The sequence below is a fragment of the Lichenicola sp. GTC18331 genome (genome assembly GCF_055386855.1).
This window is the reverse complement of sequence record NZ_AP045015.1, coordinates 1878502-1902589: the sequence shown is the minus strand read 5'-3', so window position 1 is coordinate 1902589 and position 24088 is coordinate 1878502. Positions and strand designations below refer to the sequence as shown.

The window sequence follows — 24088 nt, the reverse complement described above, 5'->3', positions numbered from 1 at the left end:
GGCGGAACCAATGTCGGGCATGTTTCCAGCGGTGACGTCACAGGGTTGCATCGATTTCCTGTGCTATGCGCCGAGCCTGGACGGGTGGCTCGCGGGCGGCTGGATCGATCTCGGCTGGGACGACCAGGACGAGGCGCCGCATTGCGCGCTCGAGCTGGGCGAGAAGACGATCACCGGTGATGCCGTGGTCATCACCTTTCCCCGCGCCGACGTGCGCAAGATCGGCTACGGGCTGATCCTGTTCGTTCCCGGTGAGAACACCCGCGCCGAAGGCCTTCAGGACGTCATTCTCACACGCCACGGGCAAAGCTTCCGTCTCACCCCGTCCGAACCACTGGACCATCTGACGGAAGCGGACGGGATCGCCCGGACCAAGGCTCTGGTCTCCACGGCGATGCGCTCCAGCCGGCGCGCGCATCTGCTGCGTTTGTTGAGCCGCCCGGCCTTTTCCGGTTACGACACGCTCGACCAGTTGCAGCCGCCCGTGTTCCTGGAGCTGGATTCCGCGTCCCTGTGTCCGCCGGATGGCCTGTTGTTGCGCGGCTGGATGCTGGATCCGTTCAAGAGCATCGAGTCGATCCGGCTGCGCTGCGCCGGCAACAGCGCGGTGATCGACCGAGACCATTTCGTGGCGATCGCGCGGCCCGACGTGCGCGAAGGATTCTCCAAGCAGTTCGGCGGCCTCAGCGATCTGTGCGGCTTCCTGTCCTATGCCGCAGGGGTCTATCAGCCGGGCGAGATCGTTTATTTCGAGGTTCGGACGGTCAACGGCGATATCGGCTTCAAGCGCATCCAGCAGGTGCGTTCGCCCGGCATCGACACCATCAAGGACACGCTCGGCCATCTCGAGCTGCGCTACGAGGCGATGGAGCGGGCCTACGACCATGTTTTGGGTCCGGCGGTGAAGGCGATGAACGCGTTCCGCCTCCAGAAGGAGGTGGGCTATCGCGAGATGGCGCTGGGCGAACAGCCCGAGGCGCCGCGCTGCACCATCATCGTGCCGCTCTACGGCCGCATCGATTTCATGGAACTGCAGCTCGCTTTCTTCTCGCGCACGCTGGGACGTCAGTACGAGATCATCTACGTGCTGGACGATCCGAACCTGCAGCGGGCGACGGAAGCGTTGGCGAATTCCTGTCTCGCCCGGTTCCGCCTGCCGTTCCGGCTGGTGGTGCTGGACGAGAATGTCGGCTACGCGCCGGCCAACAATGTCGGTCTCAAGCTCGCCCGCGGCGAGTATGTGTGTTTCCTGAACTCCGACGTGTTTCCGAAGACGCCGGACTGGCTCGACCATATGGTGGAAACCGCCGATGCGCGCCCGGATGTGGGCGTGGTCGGTGCGCTGCTGGTGTTCGAGGACGAGACGGTGCAGCACGAGGGCTGCTCCTACGAGATCCTGCCAGAGTTCGCCGGGTGGACCTTCTCGCTGCATCCGCGCAAGGGACGCTTTCCGTCCGACGATGACGGGATCGCGCCGGCCGACGGCATCACCGGCGCCTGTCTGATGATGCCGACGGCGCTGGCGCGCACGGTCGGCGGGCTCGACGAAGGCTATGTGATCGGCGATTTCGAGGATGTGGATCTGTGCCGGAAGGCGCAGGCGATGGGCCGGCAGTGCGTGGTGGACCGTCGTGCGCGGCTCTACCATCTCGAACGCCAGTCGCAGGGCGGCCAGCAATCCTTCTGGCGCCTGAACCTCACCCTCTACAATGCGTGGCGGTTCCAGAATCGCTGGACGCGCGGCACCGATCCGTGGATCGCGCCGTCCGAGGTCGCGGACGTTCCGGCATGAGCGGGTTCGAGAACGAGGAACAGCGGATGGACACGATCGCCGACACGCTGGTGTCCGTTGGCCGAAGCGACGGCGAGCGGCGCCTGCCCAGCGTGCTGGTGATGACCCATTCCCACCCGAAGCTGACGCGCGGTGGTGCCGAGATCTCGGCCAACACGCTGTTCCGCGAGCTGAAGGCGCGGGGCGCCAAGGCGTGGCTGATCGGTTGTTCCAGCCCCAAGAGCGAGGTGCGTCTGGGCGCTACGCTGACGCAGCCTTACGGGCCGGACGACTACGTCTATCACCCGAACGCGCCGTTCGATTACTTCAAGTTCGCCAACCCGGACCCGAAATTCCCCGACGAGATCGCGGAGCTGGTGGCGGAGCTGAAGCCGGACATCGTGCATTCGCACCATTTCGTCCGGTTCGGGGTCGAGATGTTCGCGGCGATCCGGCGTGGCTGGCCGCAGGCGAAGATCGTGCTCAGCCTCCACGAATACCTGGCCATCTGCAATCACCACGGCCAGATGATGAAGACGGTCACGTATCGTCTGTGCGAGAAGGAGACCTATTCGGCCTGCGCCGCGTGTTTTCCGCAGCATGGCGAGCGCGATTTCTTTCTGCGCAAGCGCTATCTGCAGATGTTCTTCGAGGACGTGGACCTGTTCATCTCGCCGAGCCACTTCCTGGCAGAGCGGTTCATCGCCTGGGGCCTGCCGAAGGAAAAGCTGGCGGTGCTGGAGAACATGCCGCCGGACCGCTCCGGCAGCCCGTTTGCGGCGGCATGGGACGCGCGGGGCGAGGGATTCGAGCCGGAGGCCGAAATGCCGAAGGCGCCGGTGAGGATCGCGACGATGCCGATGTTCTCCGGCGCGGGGCGCTCCTCCGCGGCGGAAGCCACCGGCACCCCGGCGACGAAGAAGCGCCCGTCCGCCGTGCGTCCGTTGAAGATCGGGTTCTTCGGTCAGATGTCGCCGCTCAAGGGCATCACGGTGCTGATGGATGCGGCGCGCCGACTGACGGCGCAGCAGATCGACAATCTGGTGATCGAGATCTACGGCGATTACTCGTCGCAGCCGCTTGAATTCCAGAAAGTCGTCACGGAAGCGCTGGAAGAAGCCGGAGAGAACATCGTCTTCCATGGTGCTTACGACAATTCGCAGGTGAACGAGTTGATGCAGCGCATCGACGCGATGGTGATTCCCTCCACCTGGTGGGAAAATTCGCCTGTCGTGATCCAGGAAGCCTTCACCAACGGCAAGCCGGTGATCTGCTCGAACATTGGCGGCATGGCCGAGAAGATCGTGCATGGCGTGAACGGGCTGCAGTTCGAGGTCAGCCGTCCGGCCAGCCTGGCGGAGATGCTGGCGGATCTGGCGACGAAGCCGGGATTGCTGGAGACGCTCGTCGCCGGTGTCCGGCCCCCGCCGACGGCGGCGGAAATGCTCGACAGGCATCTCGATCTTTACGATAGCGTTATGCCTTGAGAGCAGATCAGCGTTTCGTCTATGTTGCGCCGCGGCAGGAAGCCAGACTGGCAAAGGACGTCGAATGAACAGCGTGATGATCCGAGGCGCGGTGGATAAGCTGGACGGTGCCGGCGCCGTCGGCTGGCTCTACGGAGCGGGCTACCAGAATTCGCCTGTCGTGCGGGCGTTCCTGCATCACGAGCTGATCGGTGAAACCGTCGCCGACGAGTATCGCGGCGATCTGGAGCAGGTCGGGTTCGGCGACGGTCATTGCGGCTTCCGCATCGCCTTCAACCGTCCGATCGACGCTGCCTATCTCCCGTTCGTGACCATTCGTCCCGAGAACGTCGACCTGCTGCTGCCTTTGCCGCCTGCGGACGACAATTATCGTGATCTGATCAACAGCGTTCTGGTTGGATACCCGGCGGCGGGTCGCCATCGTTCCGTACTGGGCGGTTTGTGGACCGACCGCCTCGATGCGCCGCAACTCCTCGCCGGCCGCGTCGCGGTGGGGGCCTGCCCGGCCGATCTTCAGCCGGCGCTGCAGGGCCTGATCCGCGACGGCCACGTGTTGCTGCATAACGCGTTGGCGCCGCACGGTGTCACGGCCCGCGACGTGTCCGCATTCGAGGCCGCGACCGAATTCGGCGCTGCCGGCGACGGCCAGCGCAGCGCGGCGTTGAACACGGTTGCGACCGTTCTGTTCCGCGAACAGGTGGTGCGCCTGTTGCGCGCGTTGTTCGACGATCATCCGGTGGCTTACCGCTTCGACCTGCTCGCCGGCGACCAGCCCTATGTTCAGGCATGCGCCGTCGAGGACATGCCCTCGCCGAACGAATGCGTCGCTCTTTATGTCGGCAACCCGAACGCGACTGTTCGGATCGACTGCGTCCGCGACAGCCACGACCTGCCCGAATTCGGCCCGAGCGGCTTGTCGCGCTGGACCCCGAAGGGTGCGAACGAGGCAGGCAGGTTCGCCATGGATGCCGGTCGGTCGATCCAGATGCTGGAACTGGATGCGCTCGATATCGCCATCGTCGGTCCGGGCATGATGCATCGCGTCGTGGCGGAGGATGGAGCGCCGGCGTTCCGCGCCATTCTGGCGCCCCGTCGCATCACCCCGCGCCGCTTCCTGCGCGGCAACACCACTTGGTCCGAAGTCGGGCACGTTTCTGGCGCGCGCATCCGGGTGTAGGATGGCGGATCGCCCCGTCCGGCCCTGGAGCCGGCGGGGCGACCCGATCCCGTACCGGAGTTGCCTGTCGTGACCACCACCCCGAATGCAGTCGTCACCGCCGGAACGGTTTCGTTCGGCAACGCCCTGCCGTTGTCGCTGATCGCCGGCCCATGCCAGATGGAAAGCCGGGCGCACGCGTTCGAATGCGCTCATGCGCTGCGCGAGATCGGTCAACGACTGGGCGTCGGGATCGTCTTCAAGAGCTCCTACGACAAGGCGAACCGCACCAGCCTGTCCGGCGCGCGCGGCATCGGCCTCGACGGCGCGTTGCAGGTGTTCTCCGATCTGCGTGCCGAACTCGGCATGCCGACCCTCACCGACGTGCATGAGCGCGAGCATTGCCGCACGGTCGCGGAAGCGGTCGATGTGCTGCAGATCCCCGCCTTTCTGTGCCGTCAGACCGATCTGCTGATCGCCGCCGCCGAGACCGGCCGGGTGGTGAACGTGAAGAAGGGCCAGTTCCTGGCGCCGTGGGACATGCGCAACGTGCTGAACAAGGTGACGGCGTCGGGCAATCCGAACGTGATGGCCTGCGAGCGTGGCACGTCGTTCGGCTACAACACGCTGGTATCCGATTTCCGCGGCCTGCCGATCATGGCCGGGTTCGGTTCGCCGGTGATCTTCGATGCCACCCATTCGGTGCAGCAGCCGGGCGGGCAGGGCGGATCGTCCGGCGGACAGCGCGAATTCGTGCCGGTTCTCGCACGCGCGGCGGTCGCGGTCGGCGTGGCGGGGCTGTTCATCGAAACCCATCCGGACCCGGACAATGCCCCGTCCGATGGCCCGAACATGATCGCCCTGCGCGATTTCGAGGCGCTGGTGGCCGATCTGCTTCGGTTCGACCGGGTGGCGAAGTCGCGCCCGGCCGCCTGAGCGTTCCGACATGAACCCGATCGTGCTGGTTCCATCCCGCCTCGGCTCCACACGCCTGTCGGACAAGCCCCTGGCCGATATCGCGGGCGAGCCGATGATCGTGCATGTGTGGCGGCGGGCGACCGAAACGGGTCTCGGTCGCGTGGTGGTCGCCGCGGATCACGAACGCATCGCCGAGGCGGTGCGCGCGGCGGGTGGCGAGGCGGTGCTGACCGATCCCGATCATGCATCGGGCAGCGACCGGATCGCGGAAGCGCTGCGGACGATCGATCCCGAACATCGGCATGACGTGGTGATCAACTTCCAGGGCGACCTGCCGACGGTGGCACCGCATGTCAGCCGGCTCACAGCAGCGCTGCTGGACGACGCGGCGGTGGATATCGCCACGCCGGTGGCGCTGATCACGGAACCGGCGGAAGCGATCGCCGACAGCGTGGTGAAGATGGTGGGCAGTCCGTTTGCTCATGGGCGGTTCCGCGCGCTCTACTTCACACGCGCCCGCGCGCCCTGGGGCGACGGGCCGTTGTTCCACCATATCGGGCTGTATGCGTGGCGCCGGACGGCGCTCGAGCGCTTCGTGGCGCTTCCGCCTTCCGCCCTGGAGCGGCGCGAAAAGCTGGAACAACTGCGGGCTCTGGAAGCCGGCATGCGGATCGACGCGGTTCTGGTGGACGACGTACCGCTGGGCGTCGACACGCCGGCCGATCTGGAACGGGCGAGGACGCTGCTGTCGAAGGCCGCCGCGTGATGGATGCGGCCGGAACCGGGCCGAAACGCGCCGCCATCGAACAGGCCTTGGCCAGCGTGTCGCGCACGTTGCAACTGGAGCGCGCAGGGCTCGACGCGGTGGCGGCCGCACTGGAGAACGGACTGGCGGAAGCATTCGCCAGGGCGGCGGACCTGATCGAGTGGGCCGGCGGCAACGTGGTCGTCACGGGCATGGGCAAGTCCGGCCATGTCGGCAAGAAGGTCGCAGCGACGCTCGCCTCCACAGGAACGCCGAGCCATTTCCTGCATCCGGCGGAAGCCAGCCACGGCGATCTCGGCGTTCTGCGCGAGACCGACGTGGTGCTGGCTCTGTCCTGGTCAGGCGAGACCACGGAACTGGCCGATATCGTCGACTACACGCGGCGTTTCGGCCTGCCGCTGGTGGCGCTCACATCGCGTCCGGACAGCACGCTCGGCCGTGCCGCGGATCTGGGCCTGTTTCTGCCTCAGGCGGACGAGGCCTGCCCGAACGGGCTCGCCCCCACGACGTCGACCCTGATGCAGCTTGCGGCAGGAGACGCGCTGGCCGTGCTGCTGCTGGAGCGACGCGGTTTCACGGCCAGCGATTTCAATCGTTTCCACCCCGGCGGCAAGCTCGGCGCCCGTCTGGTGCAGGTCCGGCGGTTGATGCACAGCGGCGCCGACATGCCGCTGGTTCCACACACGGCCACGCTGTCTCAGGGCATCGTGGAGATGACCTCCAAGCGTTTCGGCATCGCCGGCGTGGTGGACGAGGCCGGACTGCTGGTCGGTGTACTCACCGACGGCGACGTCCGCCGCGCCTTTCAGGCCGATTTCCGTGACCGCCCTGTGATGGAAGCGATGGGCACATGTCCGCAAACGATCGACGGTGATGCGCTTGCGATGAAGGCGCTGTCCCGGATGAACGAGGCGCGGATCACGTCGATGTTCGTGGTGGAGGAGGGCAGGCCGGTCGGGCTTGTGCATATGCACGATCTGCTGCGGGCGGGGGTTGTGTGACCATACGGCATTAAGTTGCGACTTTTTCGGTCAGCCGTTCGCGAAGAGATTCCTGCGCCGGATGGCCGGGGCATTTTTCTTCCAAGAGATCAAGCATCCAAAGGGCTAACGACGGTTCGCCTCTCATCTCAAAAAGATAGGCGGATTCCAGGTAGAAGACAGGATCGTTTGGGAAACGGTGCATGCCCAGCGCTAGTAATGCTTGTGCTTCGTGAAAAAGACCAAGTTCTCGTGCGGCAATACCCCCTCTTACATAACCTTCGGTATGATCCGGGAAGCGTTCGCGCATCGTTCTAAAGCGCGTCCGCGCCGTTTCCCAGTCCCGGGCCGGAAAGCTGATCAGCGCGCATTCAAGGTATAAATTGGAATCATGAGGGAACATCGCCATCGCTAAAGAGCCAAGCTGTTCCGCTTCCTCAAAACGACTGGCTTCTCTTAGGCAGAGTACGCCCAACGAATATCCGTCTACTCTTGACGGTTCAAGTTCACGATAAGCCGCCCAAACATCAACGCCATCGTTCCAGGTGCGTTGGGCGATCTTTTCAAGGCCTTTCTTGTATAAAGTCTCAGGAAATAAGCGGTCCTGATGATATTTATGGAGATAACAAGCGACCAGAAGCTCTGCCTGAGTAGCCGGTATACCAACATCGTTAGCGTAAGCGACGGCGTCTATTGGTTGGGGAAGCAGGACGTTTGCGATCATGTTCGCGTTTTTTGGGGGTGTTCCGTTTTCCCACAGCAATAAAAAGCGATCAATCTCATTGCTGTCGACGATATCAAGCATCACGTCGCTCGAGACTCGCGGCGCATAATGCAAGCTATCGTAATAAACACTTTCATAGTCGAAAAAGTATTTCTTCAAATGATTTCCAACGCCATCAAATTCGCGAAGTGCATTTAAGTCTGTTGTATCAACAAAAGGCACAAGTTTATCGCGTGCGTTTTCCAGGAGGTTAGGGAAAGGTTTATTATGAAGGTGTACGTAGACGATATCGCAGGGCTTCCAATCTTTTCCGGATATTGAGCGAGCTTCATGAAATCCATGATCGATATCGATGAAATCGCTTGCCGGAACAATGCACTTGTAGTGACCAATCAACGCGAACGTGTCTAGGGAGCCCGGAACATTCATCAAGCAATGAGATGTCCTTAATATGGAATTTGATCCAATTCTTTCATTCAAGTAGTCATTGACCTGATCGCTATTTCCGCTGAATCGATGATTTGTTGTCACGCAAACAAACTCATCGCAGTCCATTGGAAAATAGAAATCAAACGAATTATCACTCTGTAGAGATCTTATTTTCTCTCCTATTATGAATCCCTTCCCGTTAAAATCATCAGGCTTGGAGTATTCTCTGTACACATTGACGCCGATATTCTCGTAATGTGTCAAAATGCTAGATATTTCTGGAATAGTCGAACCATTATCATAGACATGAAGGTTTCGATAACCAAACAAGTTGCCATGGTGCTTCAACCACGGCTCCAATAGCAGGGTTTCATTCTTTTGCATCATGAAACACGCTACTCTGGCCATGTGGATCCTCTGGCATGGGCTAGGCGATTATCTTATTGCATTCTCTCCGTGCTGAAAACGGTTACGATATGCGGACCCGTCCATGGCAGATTTGCCCATTTTGACGGCTATCGCCGAAGCGTGTCATCCGACCTCAGGACAGGCTTTTGTCGAGATTCCCGACGACGGGAAGGGCAGATGGTTTGCCAATCGCCAGACCTGCGATCCGACCTTTTATGGACTTCCAACTACGGGGGCGGTTTTGAAAATCGGCGCAGACCCATCATCCGGGAATCGTGCCAGCCTTACGCCGTTGCACCGCAATACGAGTCCCGAGGGCGACACGGTGCTATCATGGAAAAAAATACAGGCTGGACTGTATTGGATTGCGTTCCCATCAGCAAGAACAATGTTTCCCGGCACTACCGCTGACGTCGGCGAGAATGAGTAAAGCCGTTTGCCAGACGAGCCGATTATGGACACTTGCTGCAAAGCATCGTTCCTGATTGTGATATCGTTGGCGGTACCGTTTCCGTTGAAAGAAATGTAAGGAGAGCCAGACGCGGGTGCTGATCCGCTGCTCGTACCCAGCGTCAGATTACCATTCTTACCGTCGGTCCCCAGCGCGAATGTCGGCGAAGTCATGGACCCGCCCAGTCCCTTTGAACCTGTGCCGATGCGGATTGTCCCGTCTGGAAGGAACAGATTGCCGTTGCCGTCGATGTCGACAAACTGATCGCCGTCATAATGGGCAGCTTGGATTACGTGGTCGATGACACCATGCCCGAGCTTGCCTGCGGTGGAGCTGCTATCAACTTGTTCGACAAGTTGAAGGCCAGATCCGTGTCCATCGATCAGGGCCGCAAACCAAGCCTGCATCGCCGACTGACCGGCGGCTGTTCCGTCGTCGTTGGGGTGTCCGGACGTGTTGATAACGCCTTCCTGCATATCAAGAAAATAAGGAACGGTGTTGGTCGTCGTATCGACAACCGAGGTGTGCTCTTCCATGTAAGCCGTGAAATTCTGCGAACGAAGTGTGCTTGCGACGTCGATGAGAACGCCACCTAAATCGCCGGCGTCGCTCGCGGTCTGCGAGTTTGGATTGAGGCCGTCCTGTCGCCCGACGATATTGAGACAGTCGATCTCGCCGACAGCCGGAGCTGCACCGAAATAATCCTTTTTGATGCAGGTATCGCTGATCCCATGATGTGCCGTAGCGGGACCGGGAAATCCCGGCGTACCTGGAGTCACCATGTCGACGTCGATACCGCTTTGACTCGCGGCATTGGAGAGTGCAACCGGTGTTGCACTGGTTCCTATGCTTAGCGGCCCGGTCATGGTGCCTCCGCCTGCGGGCAGGGCTGTCGTCGCCAAAGTTTGGGCGGAGGCGATGGCACTGATCATGCCATTCAGCGTGGTGGAGCCGACGATGGCTGTTCCGTCGAGCGATCTGAAATGCGCGGTACCGGTATTGGCGTCGATCGAATAGGTTGGCGTTGGGCCTGGAGCCTGGATACTGCCCGTGTGGGAGAAAATGGGACCGTCAGCGAATGATGGAACTGGCGATCCCAGGATCATAACGCTGACAACGAAAGGCAATATCCGCATCACGGCACCCGTTCCAACCACATTGGGCCTTATATATGACCCTACAATCGGCTGCAGTATGCGGTGCTGATCGCATACGCAGTTCCCGGGTGAGCAATGCGAGCCGTATGTCTTTTAATTGTTCACGATATCATCGGTCAGCTGGCTATAGTGGCGTCTGGAGGGAAATATCAGGCTTTGCCCCTTCTTGTGCGCTATATCATGGTATAAAAATCCCTCGTCTGCGGATTTGATTGTGCGGTAGCTTGCCGCCGAGATAACGCGTTTTATTGCTATCGTGTAAGCGATCGGACCTGTCACCTTATAGACACCGAATGCTCCAACACCGACGGTTTTTCGGTCGTAGAGTTCGATACGCCGGATAACCTCATCGATAACGGAGGCTAAGAACTGATGCCCTGGTTCCGAAACGATGAACCATTGTTGAAATTCTCCATGACCAAACAAATCGATCAACTCGTCATGGTTGCCGAAATTGGAAAATTCGCTCCCCCAAAGAGAGAGCAGGAAGCTATCGTCTGGATTTATTATTTCGTCTAGATTTCTACTAACATTAGACTTAAGGTCTAGATATATTCCGCCAAGTTTATACATCAAAAGATAACGGAAAAAATCGGCTCTTGCCGCGCCATATCGAGGATTGATCAAAAGATATTTGCTGAGGACGCCGTGCCCATACCAGCTTAATATCGACTCTATTATTTCTTCATCAGTCCAAAATCTATGGGCGTAGTGACCGTTCTTTTCTCTGAAAGACTCTTTTTGGGAATCTATAAATTTAGATAGTATATTTCTTTTTATTCCGGTTCCTAAAAATACATTGTGTATAGTATTGGGAATTCTCCGTGGTGTTATTTCTATATATGTTTTTGCATCAGAGCACAGTGTTACAGAATTCAGATCGACAAGAGTGAAAGTCTCCCAACCCTGAGCGGAACTTCTGTCGTTGCTAACATTTCCATCTGGAGAGGGGCATAGATAGCCGTCTCTTTTGATGGCGACGGTCTTTCCGCCTTCCAAGATTGTAACCTCGAAATTGCTATCGATTTCTGGTTCGGGATCGTAGGGATCCGCCCAGGGCAGCCAAGCGGAAACACGAGGAACCGGAAGTGTGTCGATATCGACTACCAAAATCCGACCGAGAAACGTTCCAGAATGGGCGTGAGTTAGTCGGTTCGTTCGCATCTCAAAGTACAGGATCGTACCCAAATAACTCTTCAATGCGTATCGTGCCATGCCGAAATCTCACAAAACTTCGCGTTTGAACCGACTGCGCATAGAATGGCATATTTTCTACCTGAGAGAAAGGAATGACCAATTCGTCAGAACCGATGTTTAAAGTCTGCTTCAGGATTTGGGCTATTAGTGATAATATAATATATCAACAAATGCCTTCGACATATTATATGTAATTATTCATAATATATTCGCAATTGCAGAAAATTATAAATGCGTTATAGACTTTACTCATATCTAAATTTGTTCATAAAAGCTTTGTTCTTCCAAAATCCTCTTAACAATATTCTTTTCGGCAGGAAAGGTCTCATCAATATTGGCTAGAAAGGCTTTCATGCGGGTATGATATTTGGTTCCCGCAACGACGGGATGGTAAATCCGATCATTGAAAGGTACGGATTGAAGCCATTTTTCAGATGTTGGCTGCGTAAAGGTGAACGTGTCTCGCGTGCTGAACGCTCGGTGAAAATCGGCGAAAACCTGAATCGTCAAACCTTGCGCCTCGACAACCGCGCCAACGAACGCCTCATCGTTTGGCCACTGGTCGGCGGAGAGCCCGTTTCGAACAAACTCTCGCGTGAGTGCCTGTCGTCGGGACAGGAGTGTTGTTGCGGCTTTCCTGGAAAAGCGACAGAGCTGCATCATGCAGTTGTTGACGTTCGGATAGAACGGCGCAATCGATTTATACCAGACCCATGCGCTGGATGAGCGAACGAACCAAGGGGTAACGAAGTCAGTGCTTTCGTCGAGATGAGATCCGTCGAAGAATGATGCACTCCGCTCCGTGTGTATACGAACGTCCGGTTCAATGAGCCAAAAAAATTCTGTTTCCGGCAATGCTGCCTGAGCTGCATAGAGAAAATAATCCCCGCAGCGCCAGCCGAAATTCGCGTGCTCGTAAAGACCAAGTCGTGTCGGATTGACAGGAATCTTCAGCATATCTGCAGGGACTTCGACAGACCCTCCGGTTTCGTCGACAGCGATGACGACTTTCCGTCCAGAAGTGCGCTGCAAATCACGGACCAGATCGTCCGTCTGACGGTCGTAGACGTTGGTTCTCAAGACGATCGTTTCAGAAGTCACGGCTGAATGTCCTGATCGTTCGCGATCATATCGACTTCGGCACGAATGCGAACGACTTGGTATCGTCCGGTCGAATGAGAACGTGCTTTTTGCGGCCAACTGAAAGTTTCAGGCCTTCTGAACCGAAATCCGGGACTGTAACGACCCGATTCTCTTCGTTCATCCCGACCGGTTGATCACTGACGCGGATGCCGCCGCCTCGAATCAAACGCCGTCCTTCGCCATTGCTGGCCACAAGTCCCGTTTCCATCAGAAGCTGAAGCAGCGGAATCCCCGCCTCCAGCGCCTCCGCCGACACCACGTGCACGGGCAATGCCCCCACCGCAACACCGCCGCCTTCGAACTGCTGCCGCGCCGTTTCCGCCACCTGCTCGGCCGTCTCCCGCCCGTGGCACAGCGCCGTCGCCTCGGTCGCCAGCACCTTCTTGGCCTCGTTGATCGCCGCACCCTCCAGCGCGCCCAGACGCTCGCATTCCGCTATCGGCAGATCGGTGAACAGCTTCAGGAAGCGGCCCACATCCGCGTCCTCGGTGTTGCGCCAGAACTGCCAGTAGTCGAACGGCGACACCCGATCGGCCGATAGCCAGACCGCCCCGTTGGCGCTCTTGCCCATCTTGGCGCCCGACGCGGTGGCGATCAGTGGCGTGGTCAGGCCGAACAACTGCGTCCGGTCTGTGCGACGCGCCAGTTCCACGCCGGAAACGATGTTGCCCCATTGGTCGGAGCCGCCCATCTGCAGGACGATGCCATGCCGCCGGTTCAGTTCGCGGAAATCGTAGCTCTGCAGGATCGAGTAGTTGAACTCCAGGAAGCTCAACCCCTGTTCGCGCTCGAGACGCAGCTTCACGCTGTCGAAACTCAGCATGCGGCTCAGGGAGACATGCGGCCCGACGTCCCGAAGTAGGTCAATGTAGCCCAGCCGGTCCAGCCACTCGGCGTTATCGACGATCAGCGCGTCCGTTTCGCCGTCACCCAGACGCACGAAGCGACGCAGCACGCCCAGAATGCCGCGGCCGTTCTCCGCGATCCGCTCCGGGGTCAGCAGCTGGCGCGCCTCCTCCTTTCCGGAAGGGTCGCCGATCTTGGTGGTGCCGCCACCCAGAAGCAGGACCGGACGATGGCCGTGCTTCTGCATCAGGCGCAGCAGCATGATCTGCACCATGGAACCCACATGCAGGCAATCCGCGGTCAGATCGAAACCCGTATAGCCGGAAACGCGACCGGCCAGGAACGCTTCGTCCAGCGCCTCCTCGTCCGTGCACTGGAACACGAAGCCGCGTGCGCGCGCCTCGGTCAGGAAATCGCTTTTGCTCATCTCGGCCACCATACGCTGCCGCCTGTTCGCGCGGCCTTCCTGCTGTAGCATGGGCCCGAACCGGGTTGGAAATCGGCGGGAGCGAAGCGGCGATGCGCCGGGTGATCGGATTGATGAGCGGCACCTCGCTCGATGGCGTCGATGCGGCTCTGGTGGAGACCGACGGCGTGCGCGTGGGCGGGTTCGGCCGCACCCTCACTATTCCCTATCCGCCCCGGCTCCGTGCCGATCTGCGCGCGCTGCTCGACCGCGCCGTGCATCTTCCGCCGGACGATCCCGAGCTTCTCCGTCTCGAACGCGCCCTCACCCTCGTCCATGCCGAAGCCGTGCGCGCCCTGGCCGAGCCCGCTTCGCTGATCGGCTTTCACGGCCAGACCATCCTGCATCGCCCGGAGCAGGGCCGCACCTGGCAGATCGGCGATGCGGCCCTGTTGTCGCGTGAAACCGGCCTGCCGGTCGCGTTCGATTTCCGCTCCGCCGACGTTGAGGCCGGCGGACAAGGCGCGCCGCTGGTGCCCGTGTTCCACGCCGCCCTCGCTGCATCGCTTTCCTTGCCTGTCGCCGTGCTCAATCTCGGCGGCGTCGGCAATCTTACCTTCATCGGCGCGGACGGCGCCCTGCTCGCCTGCGACACCGGCCCCGGCAACGCGCTTCTGGACGATTGGGCGCTGCGCCATACCGGCGTGCCCTGCGACCGAGACGGCGCTCTCGCTTCGGCCGGGCGCGTGGACGAGTCGATTCTCGCCACGTTGATGGCGCACCCGTTCTTTTGCCGTCCGGCGCCGAAATCGCTCGACCGGCAGGCGTTTCACGACGCGCTCGACCGCATCGCCGCCCTGTCGCCGCAGGACGGCGCCGCCACGCTTGCCGCTTTCACCGTCGCCACCGTGGCGGCCACCATCCTGCCCGTCCCGCCGAAGCGCTGGCTGGTCTGCGGCGGCGGACGGCGCAATCCGGCCATCATGCAAGCGCTTTCGGCACGGCTCGATGCGCCGGTCGAGGCCGTGGAGTCCGTGGGTTGGGACGGGGATGCGCTGGAAGCGCAGTGTTTCGGGTTTCTGGCGGAACGCGTCCGCCTCGGACTGCCGCTATCTTTTCCGGGCACGACCGGCGTGAGGGGGCCGCAGACCGGAGGCCGGATGGTCGGCTGAACCCGGTCCGGCCGCGAGGCCGAACCGGGGCAGGGGGTCTCAGTCGGCGGCCAGGGCCAGCGCCTTGCGGGCGATGATCTTGCCGACATAGTCCTCGAGCGCCGCCGACACGGTGTCGGCATGGCTCGCGAACACATGGTCGGCGCCCGGACAAACCCGGTAGTCGATCGACACGCCCTTCTGGGTGTTCAGCTTATCGACCAGCTTGCGCACCGATGGCTCCGGCACCAGCTCGTCCGCATCGCCATGCAGCATCAGGCCGCCGCACGGGCAGGGGGCCAGAAAGCCGAAATCGTACGAGTTCGCCGGCGGCGCCACGCTGATCCAGCCGGAAATCTCCGGACGGCGCATCAGCAGCTGCATGGACACGAACGCACCGAACGAATAGCCGGCGATCCACAGCCCGGACGAGTTCGGATTGACCATCTGCATCCAGTCCAGCGCCGCCGCGGCGTCGGCGATCTCGCCGATGCCGCCGTCGTAGCGGCCCTGCGAGCGGCCCACGCCCCGGAAGTTGAAGCGCATCACCGAGAAGCCGAGCTTCTCGAACGACCGATACATCGAATAGGTGATGCGGTTGTTCATGGTCCCGCCATGCAGCGGGTGCGGATGCAGGATCAGGGCGAGCGGGGCATTGCTCTCGCTCGAATGATGATAGCGTCCCTCGAGCCGGCCGTCTGGACCGGCGAACATCACCTCAGGCATGATATCCCGCGATTCCCGAAAACTGCGCCCGATGGCATGGGCGGCAGTGAAGTTAATGTGCGATCGGCGACGGCGATGCCCCGCCCTGTCGCCCCGACTGAATGGCCGCCGTTCTTGATCCGGGGCCGCATATGGCGAATCGTTTTCCGTGTTTCAAACGCCCCGTGGCTCACGGGTGCAACTGACGCGGATCTCCATGTATATGAGAGGGGAACTGCGGTTCCGAAATACGGTCCGCATCCGCTGCATGCCTTGTCGGCCCGTTGAGCGTTGCCCTTCTATAACGGGCCTGTGCAAGCAAACACAACGGAATAGCGCATGCGTGCGCCGTTTAACTGATCGCGGAAGCCCGTCATGTCTTCGACCACCGTGTATCTGGACGCCAATGCCAGCGAGATCCTGCGTCCGGAAGCCCGCGCGGCGGCGATCGCGGCGCTCGATCTGGACGGCAATCCGTCCTCGGTCCATCGCGCCGGGCGCCGGGCGCGTGCGCTGCTGGAAGAGTCGCGCGAACGCATCGCCGCGGCCTTCGGCGCCGATCCCGCCGGGCTGGTGTTCACCTCCGGCGGCACCGAAGCCGATGCTTTGGCCATCGCGGCGCTGGGCGCCGGTCGCCGTATCCTGATCGGTGCCACCGAGCATGACGCCGTGCGCGCCGCCGCCCCGGACGCCGTGCGCCTGCCTGTGCGCCCCGACGGCACCCTCGATCCCCGTATCCTTCGAGATGCGCTCGATTCCGGTGACCGACCGGCGCTGGTCTGCCTGATGCTGGCCAATAACGAGACCGGCGTCCTGCACCCGATCGCCGAACTCGCCGCTCTGTGCCGCGACCGGGGTGCGCTGCTGCATGTGGATGCGGTGCAGGCAGCCGGGCGCATTCCCGTCTCCCTTCCCGAACTTGGCGCGGACAGCCTCGCTTTGTCCGCGCACAAGCTCGGCGGCCCCAAGGGCGCCGGGGCGCTGCTGCTGCGTTCCGGCGAGCGCGGCTTCCATCTCGCCGCGTCCATCGCTGGCGGCGGTCAGGAGCGTGGTCGTCGCGGCGGCACCCCGTCACTGCCGGCCATTGCAGGCTTTGCCGCCGCCACGGAGGCCGCCTGCGCCACGCTGCCCCGCTTCGCCGCGCTCGCCATCCTGCGCGACCGCATCGAGGCCGAGGCCCGTCGTCACGGTGCGCTGGTCGCCGGCGCCGACGCGCCACGCCTCGCCAACACCAGTTCCTTGGTTCTGCCCGGCCGTCGCGCCGACGCGCAGCTGATCGCGCTCGATCTCGCCGGCATCGCCGTGTCGGCGGGTGCAGCCTGTTCCTCCGGCAAGGTTGCCGCCAGCCACGTCCTGGACGCGATGGGCTTCGGCAACGGCGCCGAACAGGCGATCCGCGTGTCCCTGCCCTGGAACGCCACCGACGACCACGCCGACCGCTTCATCGCCGCCTATGCGCGCATGGCCGCGACCCCGTCGAGGCTGTCCGCATGATCTATCTCGACAACCAGGCCACCACGCCCTGCGATCCGCGCGTGCTCCAGGCCATGCTGCCCTGGTTTACCGAGCGCTTCGGCAATCCGCACGGCACCGAGCACCGCATGGGCCAGGACTCGGCCGACGCCGTGGAGCACGCGCGCGCTGCCGTCGCGACCCTGCTCGGCGCCGATCCGCGCGAGATCGTGTTCACCTCCGGCGCCACCGAGAGCAACAACCTCGCCATTCGCGGCGCCGCCTTGCAGGCCCTGGCGGCCGGCGACAACAGACGTCGTATCCTCACTGTCGCCACCGAGCATCCTTGCGTGCTGCAGACCGTGCGCGATCTCGAACCGCTCGGTTTCGAGCCGGTGATCCTGCCGGTCGGTTCGGACGGGCTGCTCGATCCCGACACGCTGCGCGCAGCGTTGTCCGCGCCGACCCTGCTGGTCAGCATCATGGGCGTGAACAACGAAACCGGCGTGATCCAGGATCTCGCCACCCTGGCGCCGATCGTCCGTGCGGCCGGCGCGCTGTTGCACAGCGATCTGGCGCAGGCGGCGGGGCGCATCCCGCTCGATGGGCTCGACCTCGATCTGGCCTCGCTCAGCGCCCACAAGATCTACGGCCCCAAGGGCGTCGGTGCGCTCTACGTCCGCAGGCGCCCCCGCGTGCGCCTCCGGCCGCTGTTTTCCGGCGGCGGGCAGGAACGAGGGCTGCGTTCCGGCACCCTGCCGACGCCGCTTTTGGTCGGGTTCGGCGTCGCGGCGAGCTTGGCCCAGGGCGAGCGCGAGACCGACGCCGCCCGCATCGGCCCGCTCCGTGACCGCCTGTTCGATCTGCTCGCCGCCCGCTTTCCCGGCCTCGCCCTCAACGGCAGCCGCACGCGGCGCATTGCCGGCAACCTCAATCTCCGCTTCCCCGGCCACACCGCCCGCGCGCTGATGGAGGGCGCGCCGGAGCTTTGCGTCAGCACCGGTTCGGCCTGTTCCAGCGCGGACCTCGCACCCTCCCATGTGCTCACGGCGATGGGGCTGGATGCGGCAGAGGCCGCAACGTGCTTGCGCCTGACGGTCGGACGCTTTACCTCCCCCGGCGATATCGACCGGGCCGCAGCGATGCTGGGCGGCGCCTCCGGCCTTTCCGTTCAAGGACCGCCATGCCTTCCATGACGTTCATCCAGCGCGATGGCACCCCTCTCACCGTGGACGCGAAGAGCGGCCTGTCGGTGCTGGAGATCGCCCATCGCCACAAGGTCGATCTCGAGGGCGCCTGCGAGGGCTCGCTCGCCTGCGCTACGTGCCATGTGGTGGTCGACCCGGACTGGGCGCCCAGGCTCGCCAAGCCGACCGAGGACGAGGAAGACATGCTCGACCTCGCCTTCGGCCTCGAGAAGACCTCCCGCCTCGGCTGCCAGATCGTCATGACCGACGCGCTGGACGGTCTGGTGGTGCGTCTGCCCCGCACCGGCTGATGCGCATCCTCGTCGCCATGTCCGGTGGCGTGGACAGCTCCGTGGTTGCCGCCATGCTGGTGGCGCAGGGCCACGAGGCGATCGGCGCCACGCTGCAGCTCTACGATCATGGCGCGGCCGCGAAGCGCAAGGGCGCCTGTTGCGCCGGCGACGACATCCACGACGCGAAGCGCGTCGCCGACCGGCTCGGCATCCCGCATTACGTGATCGACGCCGAACAGCGCTTCCGCGACAGCGTGATCGCTCCGTTCGCCGACGCCTACGCCGGCGGTGAAACCCCGGTGCCGTGCATCGCCTGCAACCAGGGCGTCAAGTTCACCGATCTGCTCGAGCTGGCGCGAGAGCTCGGCTGCGAAGCCATGGCGACGGGCCATTACGTGCGCCGCATCGACGGCGAAAACGGCCCGGAACTCCATCGCCCGCGCGATGCAGAGCGCGACCAGAGCTGGTTCCTGTTCGCCACCACCCGCGACCAGCTCGACTTCCTCCGCTTTCCGCTCGGCGACATGCCGGACAAGGACGCCGTGCGCGCCGAAGCCGCCCGCCACGGCCTCGTCACCGCCGCCAAGCCGGACAGCCAGGATTTGTGCTTCGTCCCCAACGGCACCTACAGCGATCTGGTCACACGCCTGCGCCCCGAAACCGCCCTGCCCGGCGAGATCGTCGATGCGAGCGGCACCGTGCTCGGCCGTCATGAAGGGCTCGCCCGCTTCACCGTCGGCCAGACCAAACGCCTTGGCGACGCCGCCATGGTGGATGGCGCACGCCAGCGCGTGGTGGCGCTGGAACCGGCCACCCGACGCGTGGTGATCGGCCCGCGCGAAGGCGCCGGCGAAACCCGCTTCACCCTGCGCGACCTGAACTGGATCATCCCCACACCGTCCGGGCCGGTCCGCTGCCAGGTGCAACTCCGCGCCCGCGAAGCCGTACGCGATGCGGTGATCGACGGCGACACCGTCGTGCTGGACCAGCCGGCTCTGCCCGCGCCCGGACAGGCCTGCGTGTTCTATCGTGGCTCCCAGGTCCTGGGCGGCGGCTTCATTCGCCGCAGCGACCCTGCAAACCGTGGAGCGGTCTGCAGTTGAAAAACGATAAATCTTCTTTTTCTGAAGAAAAAGAAGCAAAAAGACTTTGTCGGTTTTAGTATGAGTACCGGCTTAGCGTCGAGCCAAACAAACGAAAGTTCTTTGGTTCTTTCTTTCAAGAAAGAACAGTCTCTACACTAACGGCAGAAACAGCTCCGTCAGCGCCTCGTGTTCCGCCACGTCCGGAAATAGCCTCAGACGCCGGCAGAACAAAGGCGCATCGCGCAACACCTCGCCGCTCCCCGGCAACCAGTCCCGATACAGAAACCAGGCCGGCACCTCGAGATCGTCGCCACGCCCGTGTACCGTCAGCACGGCATGACGACCGCCGCCGATCTCGCTGTCCACGATCGCCTCGCCATCCGCCGGAACCGTCCGATCCACGCCCACGCAGAGATCGAGCCGGAACAGATCCGGCGGCGTCGCATGCGGATCGTCGTGGAACACGTTGAAGGTCGGATAGGAGGCGGGCGGCAAACGGTTGCGCTTCCGCCAGGCGATGAAGCGCGCGATCGTGTCGCCGATTCCCGCCGGGTCGCCCCGATGCGAGAGCATCGCCACACGGATCGGCTCGGTGGTGCGAATCTCCACCTGGGCGCAGGAAAACGATACCGGCCAGCTTCTCGCCGCGTCGAGCGACCGGAACGCCTCCCGCCACCGCGTCCAATCCGGCGCGTCCCGGAACGCGCTGGGAGACTGCCCGACATGCTGCCGGAACGCGCGCGCGAACCCGTCCGGGGTGTCGAACCCGGCCTCCAGCGCGATCTCGATCACCGACAGCGAACGCCGGAATGCCAGACGATGCGCCGCGCGCTTCAGCCGCAGCAGCTGATGGTAGCGATAGGGCGGAAGGCCGAACGAGGCCGCGAATCGCCGCTGGAAATGGAATCGCGAGCAGCCGGCCTCCGCCGCAAGCGCGTCAAGATCGAGCGCCGCATCCTGCTGCCGCTCCATCCGTCGCAGCGCGCGACGCATCCCCGCCTCGCCGTTCTCGCTCCCCCGCATCGTCCGCCCCGCTCCGGTTCGACCCGAGCAAGCCATATCGCGCCTTTGCGCGCCCGGCCGATCTTGCCATCCCGGCGCTACCAGCGCGCCACCCAGCCCAGGATCACGCGCGACACCGCCGACACCAGCGCCAGCCCGACAGCGTACCAGGCCGCGATGTAGAGCGGATCGTCGGATGGACAGGCGAACACGAACACGAACGCCCCCGCGGCCGCCGCCCCCAGCCCGCCGGCCCAGGACGTCGCCGCCCCGTCGAACGGCGCACCTCGGCGCAGCAGAACGCCGAAGCCGAGCACGGCCGGGATCGCCAGCACCGCCATCTTCCACACGCAGCCGATGCCCTGGCGCCAGTCCAGCCGCGCCAACAGCGCGGCGGTTCCGGGCCGCGCCGCATCCACCAGCCAACCCAGCGCCACGCAGAGCAGCACAAGCAGGAGCGTGATCCGCAGTCCGCGACGCGGCGACCGGGCCGGGTCCAGGGACAGAAGCGCCGTGCCCAGGCCCGCGATCCCGATCGCGCCCATGCTGCCCAGTTTCCACCACCAGGAGGGCTGTTTCATCGCCATCGGCATGTCCGGCCGCAGCCCGCCCATCGCGAGGAACAGCACCAGTTCGACCGCGACGATCGCCGCCAGCACGGCGGCATCGCGCCAGGCGGTCCGGCGCCGTACGGGTTTGAGGTCGCCGGCCAGACGCTCGATCAGCGCGCCGGTCGCGTCGTCGGCCCGGCGGCCTGAGGGGGGAGGGGCGTCAGCCGGCATCGTGAACTCTTCGCACGAGCGCGCCGAGACGGCGCAGACCGCGATGGATGTTAACCTTCACCAAAGACGGACTCTGCTTTGCCCGCAAAGCCGCTTCCTCCACGCTCAACCCTTCCAGCTTCACCAGACGGATCGCTTCCGCCTGCTGCGGCCGCAACTGCGCCAGCAGCGTGTCGAGCGTGAACGCATCGGACACCGCCGCGCCATGGTCGTCCGGGGCGGGCAGGGCCTCGTCCAGCACCTCGGTCGGCATGGTCCGCATCGCCCGCAGACGGTCGATCCATTTGTGCCGGGCGATCGCCGCCAGCCAGGGCTCGAACGGTCGCGCCGGGTCGTAGGTGTGGCGCTTCTCGTGCAGCGCGATCAACACGTCCTGCACGGCATCGTCCCACATCGGCGGCGGCAGGCGATGGGCGTAGTAGCGCCGCAGCCACGGCGTCACCTCGCCCAGCAGGCGCCGGTAGGCTACGGCATCGCCATCCTGCGCCGCGCCCATCAGCACGCCCAGACCGGCACCCGGCGCGAGATCTTGTTGTTTCTGCAACACCGAAACAGGAAGATCGAGAAACGCGCCGTCGTCAACGCCACTCCGCCCGATCGAGCAGTTCCTCGGCGCCAAAAAATTATCCACCCTGCTGTAACCGAAACCGCCTTGCGTCCGAACAACCGCCCATATTGCCACCGGCGAACAGGCCAGAACGGAGTCGATACCCGTGCCCATCCTCCAACGGCGACCAGGCCGCCGCGCCGCCCACCCGCTGATCGTCCGGCTCAGCCACTGGATCGCGGCGGCGGCGATGATCTGCATGATCATGAGCGGCTGGCAGATCTTCAACGCATCGCCGATCCTGCCCTTCCTGTTTCCCTCCTGGGCGACCCTAGGCGGCTGGCTCGGCGGTGCGATCGCCTGGCATTTCGCGGCGATGTGGGTCTTGTTCGGCGCCGGTCTCGTTTATCTCGCCTACGGCATCGGCAGCGGCCATCTGCGTCGCGACGTGGCGCCCGTCGGTGCAAGGGCGGTGGCGCGCGATCTGTTCGCCGCGCTGCGCTTCCGGCTCGCGCACGAACCCGGACATTACAACGCGGTGCAACGCCTGCTTTATGCCGGCGTACTGCTGGTCGCAGTGCTCACCGTTCTGACCGGTTTGTCGATCTGGAAACCGGTGCAGCTCGGTTGGCTGACCTGGCTGTTCGGCGGCTACGATCTGGCGCGACGCTTCCATTTCGCCTGCATGGCGCTGATCGTCGGCTTTCTCGTCATCCATATCGCCCTGGTGCTGATCGTGCCGCGCACGCTCTGGCACATGATCGCAGGCGGCCGCCTCGAGCCGGACACGCAAAATCCGGAGACCGCGCCATGAGCGATCCCAAATCCTATCGCCCCGATCTTTCCGCGCTCCAGCCGGAATTCCGCCGCATCGAACGTCGGCTGATGCTGCGCGGCGCCTTGTCGCTGGGTGCGCTCAGCCTGCTCGGCGGCTGCGGCGAGCTCGACAGCGACGACGCTGTGGACCGTGTCCTGCGCGACATGCTGTCCTTCAACGATCGTGTCCAGGCTTGGCTGTTCAGCCGGACGCGGTTGGCGCGCACCTTTCCCGCCAGCGCCATCACCAAGCCGTTTCCCTTCAACGCCTATTATCCGCGCAGCGAAGTGCGAACGGTCGATGCCGCGCAATGGCGTCTCGAACTCTCCGGTCTGATCGAGAACAAGAAGCCCTGGTCCCTGCGCGAGCTTCGGGCGCTGCCGCAACAGTCGCAGATCACGCGTCATATCTGCGTGGAAGGCTGGAGCGCGATCGGCTCCTGGTCCGGCGTGCCGTTGTCGCTGTTCCTGCAACGCATCGGCGCCGATCTGCGCGCGAAATATGTCGAGGTGAAGTGTTTCGACGATTATTTCACCAGCATCGACATGGAAACGGCGCTGCATCCGCAAACCATTCTGGCGCTCGACTACGCCGACGAAACCCTGCCGCCGGAATACGGTGCGCCGTTGAAGATCAGAATGCCGACCAAGCTCGGCTACAAGAATCCGAAATACGTGTCATCGATCGGCATCACCAACACCTACCCGGGCGGCTACTGGGAGAACCAGGGATATGACTGGTTCGGCGGATCGTGAGGAAAAAATCCTGACGCTGTAACCGGAAACGGCGTCGCGTCGAACAAGGAGATGATCGCACCGGCAATCCAGCGCGGTGCGAACGCCTCGGACATCGAACCATGACGATTCTTTCCTCCAAGCCCCTGTCGATCTTCGCCACGCTCGCCTGTCTCGCCGCACCCGTGGCGATGATCTCCACCGCACATGCGCAGGACAATTCCGCCATGAGCAATTCTGCCATGGCCCATGATTCGATGGGCCACGACTCGATGTCCCACGACTCGATGGCGCCCTCCGGGAAGGACGGCATGTCGCACGACTCGATGATGCACCATCCGACGAAGAAGGATGCGATGCAGCACGATTCCATGTCCAAGAATTCGATGTCGCACGATGCCATGTCCGGGGGCGCGATGTCGCACGACAGCATGTCCCCGAACCAGCCGAAGCCCTGATCGCGCCGCCCGGAACGCGCGGTCCCTCCGCGCCTT

Annotated in this window: 23 protein-coding genes; 14 read left to right on the top strand and 9 right to left on the bottom strand. The window is 62.9% G+C overall.

Annotated elements, in window-relative coordinates:
* Positions 1-31: 31 nt before the first annotated feature.
* The 6 genes from ACZ5BM_RS08750 to ACZ5BM_RS08725 all read left to right on the top strand — a co-directional run bounded on the left by ACZ5BM_RS08750 (position 32) and on the right by ACZ5BM_RS08725 (position 7099).
* Positions 32-1792, top strand: coding sequence for a glycosyltransferase family 2 protein (locus ACZ5BM_RS08750; protein WP_498907520.1), 1761 nt, complete (start codon positions 32-34; stop codon positions 1790-1792).
* A complete protein-coding gene (locus ACZ5BM_RS08745; RefSeq protein WP_498907519.1) occupies positions 1789-3258 on the top strand; it encodes a glycosyltransferase family 4 protein in 1470 nt (489 codons plus the stop codon). Before ACZ5BM_RS08750 ends, ACZ5BM_RS08745 begins: the two co-directional genes overlap by 4 nt.
* Before the next feature lie 64 nt (positions 3259-3322).
* Entirely contained in the window at positions 3323-4435 is a 1113-nt protein-coding gene (locus ACZ5BM_RS08740; RefSeq protein ID WP_498907518.1) for a hypothetical protein, read from the top strand.
* A gap of 69 nt (positions 4436-4504) precedes the next feature.
* A complete protein-coding gene (kdsA, locus tag ACZ5BM_RS08735) occupies positions 4505-5350 on the top strand; it encodes a 3-deoxy-8-phosphooctulonate synthase (RefSeq protein WP_498907517.1) in 846 nt (281 codons plus the stop codon).
* A gap of 10 nt (positions 5351-5360) precedes the next feature.
* Positions 5361-6098, top strand: coding sequence for a 3-deoxy-manno-octulosonate cytidylyltransferase (locus ACZ5BM_RS08730; RefSeq protein ID WP_498907516.1), 738 nt, complete (start codon positions 5361-5363; stop codon positions 6096-6098).
* Positions 6098-7099: a KpsF/GutQ family sugar-phosphate isomerase gene (locus ACZ5BM_RS08725; protein WP_498907515.1), complete on the top strand. Its 1002-nt coding sequence runs from the start codon at positions 6098-6100 to the stop codon at positions 7097-7099. The genes ACZ5BM_RS08730 and ACZ5BM_RS08725 overlap by 1 nt, the downstream gene beginning before the upstream one ends.
* 10 nt (positions 7100-7109) lie before the next feature.
* Here the strand turns inward: ACZ5BM_RS08725 and ACZ5BM_RS08720 are convergent, their stop codons facing one another.
* The 5 genes from ACZ5BM_RS08720 to tyrS form a co-directional block, all read right to left on the bottom strand.
* Positions 7110-8618: a hypothetical protein gene (locus ACZ5BM_RS08720; protein WP_498907514.1), complete on the bottom strand. Its 1509-nt coding sequence runs from the start codon at positions 8616-8618 to the stop codon at positions 7110-7112.
* Between the two features lie 234 nt (positions 8619-8852).
* On the bottom strand, positions 8853-10229 hold the full coding sequence (locus ACZ5BM_RS08715) for a hypothetical protein (RefSeq protein WP_498907513.1): 1377 nt from the start codon (positions 10227-10229) through the stop codon (positions 8853-8855).
* Between the two features lie 111 nt (positions 10230-10340).
* On the bottom strand, positions 10341-11435 hold the full coding sequence (locus tag ACZ5BM_RS08710; protein WP_498907512.1) for a glycosyltransferase: 1095 nt from the start codon (positions 11433-11435) through the stop codon (positions 10341-10343).
* A gap of 264 nt (positions 11436-11699) precedes the next feature.
* Positions 11700-12545, bottom strand: coding sequence for a hypothetical protein (locus ACZ5BM_RS08705; protein WP_498907511.1), 846 nt, complete (start codon positions 12543-12545; stop codon positions 11700-11702).
* Positions 12546-12570: 25 nt separating this feature from the next.
* The gene (gene tyrS / locus ACZ5BM_RS08700; RefSeq protein ID WP_498907510.1) at positions 12571-13860 is read right to left on the bottom strand and encodes a tyrosine--tRNA ligase; all 1290 of its coding nucleotides are present in this window, start codon (positions 13858-13860) and stop codon (positions 12571-12573) included.
* Between the two features lie 92 nt (positions 13861-13952).
* On the opposite strand from tyrS, the gene ACZ5BM_RS08695 reads away from it, so the two are divergent.
* Complete coding sequence (locus tag ACZ5BM_RS08695; protein ID WP_498907509.1) at positions 13953-15011, top strand: anhydro-N-acetylmuramic acid kinase; 1059 nt, start codon at positions 13953-13955, stop codon at positions 15009-15011.
* Positions 15012-15050: 39 nt separating this feature from the next.
* Here ACZ5BM_RS08695 and ACZ5BM_RS08690 read toward each other — a convergent pair whose 3' ends face one another.
* Positions 15051-15716, bottom strand: coding sequence for an alpha/beta hydrolase (locus tag ACZ5BM_RS08690; protein ID WP_422864788.1), 666 nt, complete (start codon positions 15714-15716; stop codon positions 15051-15053).
* Positions 15717-16070: 354 nt separating this feature from the next.
* Here ACZ5BM_RS08690 and ACZ5BM_RS08685 point away from each other — a divergent pair, with 354 nt between their 5' ends.
* Genes ACZ5BM_RS08685 through mnmA form a run of 4 tightly spaced genes read left to right on the top strand, consistent with a single transcriptional unit; the run spans position 16071 to position 19730 of the window.
* Entirely contained in the window at positions 16071-17189 is a 1119-nt protein-coding gene (locus ACZ5BM_RS08685; protein ID WP_498907508.1) for a cysteine desulfurase family protein, read from the top strand.
* Positions 17186-18343: a cysteine desulfurase family protein gene (locus tag ACZ5BM_RS08680; protein ID WP_498907507.1), complete on the top strand. Its 1158-nt coding sequence runs from the start codon at positions 17186-17188 to the stop codon at positions 18341-18343. The genes ACZ5BM_RS08685 and ACZ5BM_RS08680 overlap by 4 nt, the downstream gene beginning before the upstream one ends.
* Positions 18331-18645: a ferredoxin family 2Fe-2S iron-sulfur cluster binding protein gene (locus tag ACZ5BM_RS08675; RefSeq protein ID WP_498907506.1), complete on the top strand. Its 315-nt coding sequence runs from the start codon at positions 18331-18333 to the stop codon at positions 18643-18645. Before ACZ5BM_RS08680 ends, ACZ5BM_RS08675 begins: the two co-directional genes overlap by 13 nt.
* A complete protein-coding gene (gene mnmA / locus ACZ5BM_RS08670; protein WP_498907505.1) occupies positions 18645-19730 on the top strand; it encodes an MnmA/TRMU family protein in 1086 nt (361 codons plus the stop codon). Before ACZ5BM_RS08675 ends, mnmA begins: the two co-directional genes overlap by 1 nt.
* A gap of 132 nt (positions 19731-19862) precedes the next feature.
* Here mnmA and ACZ5BM_RS08665 read toward each other — a convergent pair whose 3' ends face one another.
* The 3 genes from ACZ5BM_RS08665 to ACZ5BM_RS08655 all read right to left on the bottom strand — a co-directional run bounded on the left by ACZ5BM_RS08665 (position 19863) and on the right by ACZ5BM_RS08655 (position 22040).
* A complete protein-coding gene (locus ACZ5BM_RS08665) occupies positions 19863-20735 on the bottom strand; it encodes an AraC family transcriptional regulator (RefSeq protein WP_498907504.1) in 873 nt (290 codons plus the stop codon).
* 77 nt (positions 20736-20812) lie between these two features.
* Positions 20813-21496 carry an NrsF family protein gene (locus ACZ5BM_RS08660; protein ID WP_498907503.1) on the bottom strand — a complete coding sequence of 228 codons (684 nt, stop codon included), beginning with the start codon at positions 21494-21496 and terminating at the stop codon, positions 20813-20815.
* Complete coding sequence (locus ACZ5BM_RS08655; protein ID WP_498907502.1) at positions 21486-22040, bottom strand: sigma-70 family RNA polymerase sigma factor; 555 nt, start codon at positions 22038-22040, stop codon at positions 21486-21488. The genes ACZ5BM_RS08660 and ACZ5BM_RS08655 overlap by 11 nt, the downstream gene beginning before the upstream one ends.
* A gap of 169 nt (positions 22041-22209) precedes the next feature.
* On the opposite strand from ACZ5BM_RS08655, the gene ACZ5BM_RS08650 reads away from it, so the two are divergent.
* The 3 genes from ACZ5BM_RS08650 (at position 22210) to ACZ5BM_RS08640 (ending at position 24052) form a co-directional block, all read left to right on the top strand.
* Positions 22210-22857 (top strand): cytochrome b/b6 domain-containing protein, encoded by a 648-nt coding sequence (locus ACZ5BM_RS08650; protein WP_498907501.1) that lies wholly within the window; start codon positions 22210-22212, stop codon positions 22855-22857.
* Positions 22854-23615, top strand: coding sequence for a molybdopterin-binding protein (locus tag ACZ5BM_RS08645; protein WP_498907500.1), 762 nt, complete (start codon positions 22854-22856; stop codon positions 23613-23615). The genes ACZ5BM_RS08650 and ACZ5BM_RS08645 overlap by 4 nt, the downstream gene beginning before the upstream one ends.
* Before the next feature lie 101 nt (positions 23616-23716).
* Positions 23717-24052, top strand: coding sequence for a pentapeptide MXKDX repeat protein (locus ACZ5BM_RS08640; RefSeq protein WP_498907499.1), 336 nt, complete (start codon positions 23717-23719; stop codon positions 24050-24052).
* The last annotated feature ends 36 nt before the right edge of the window (positions 24053-24088 follow it).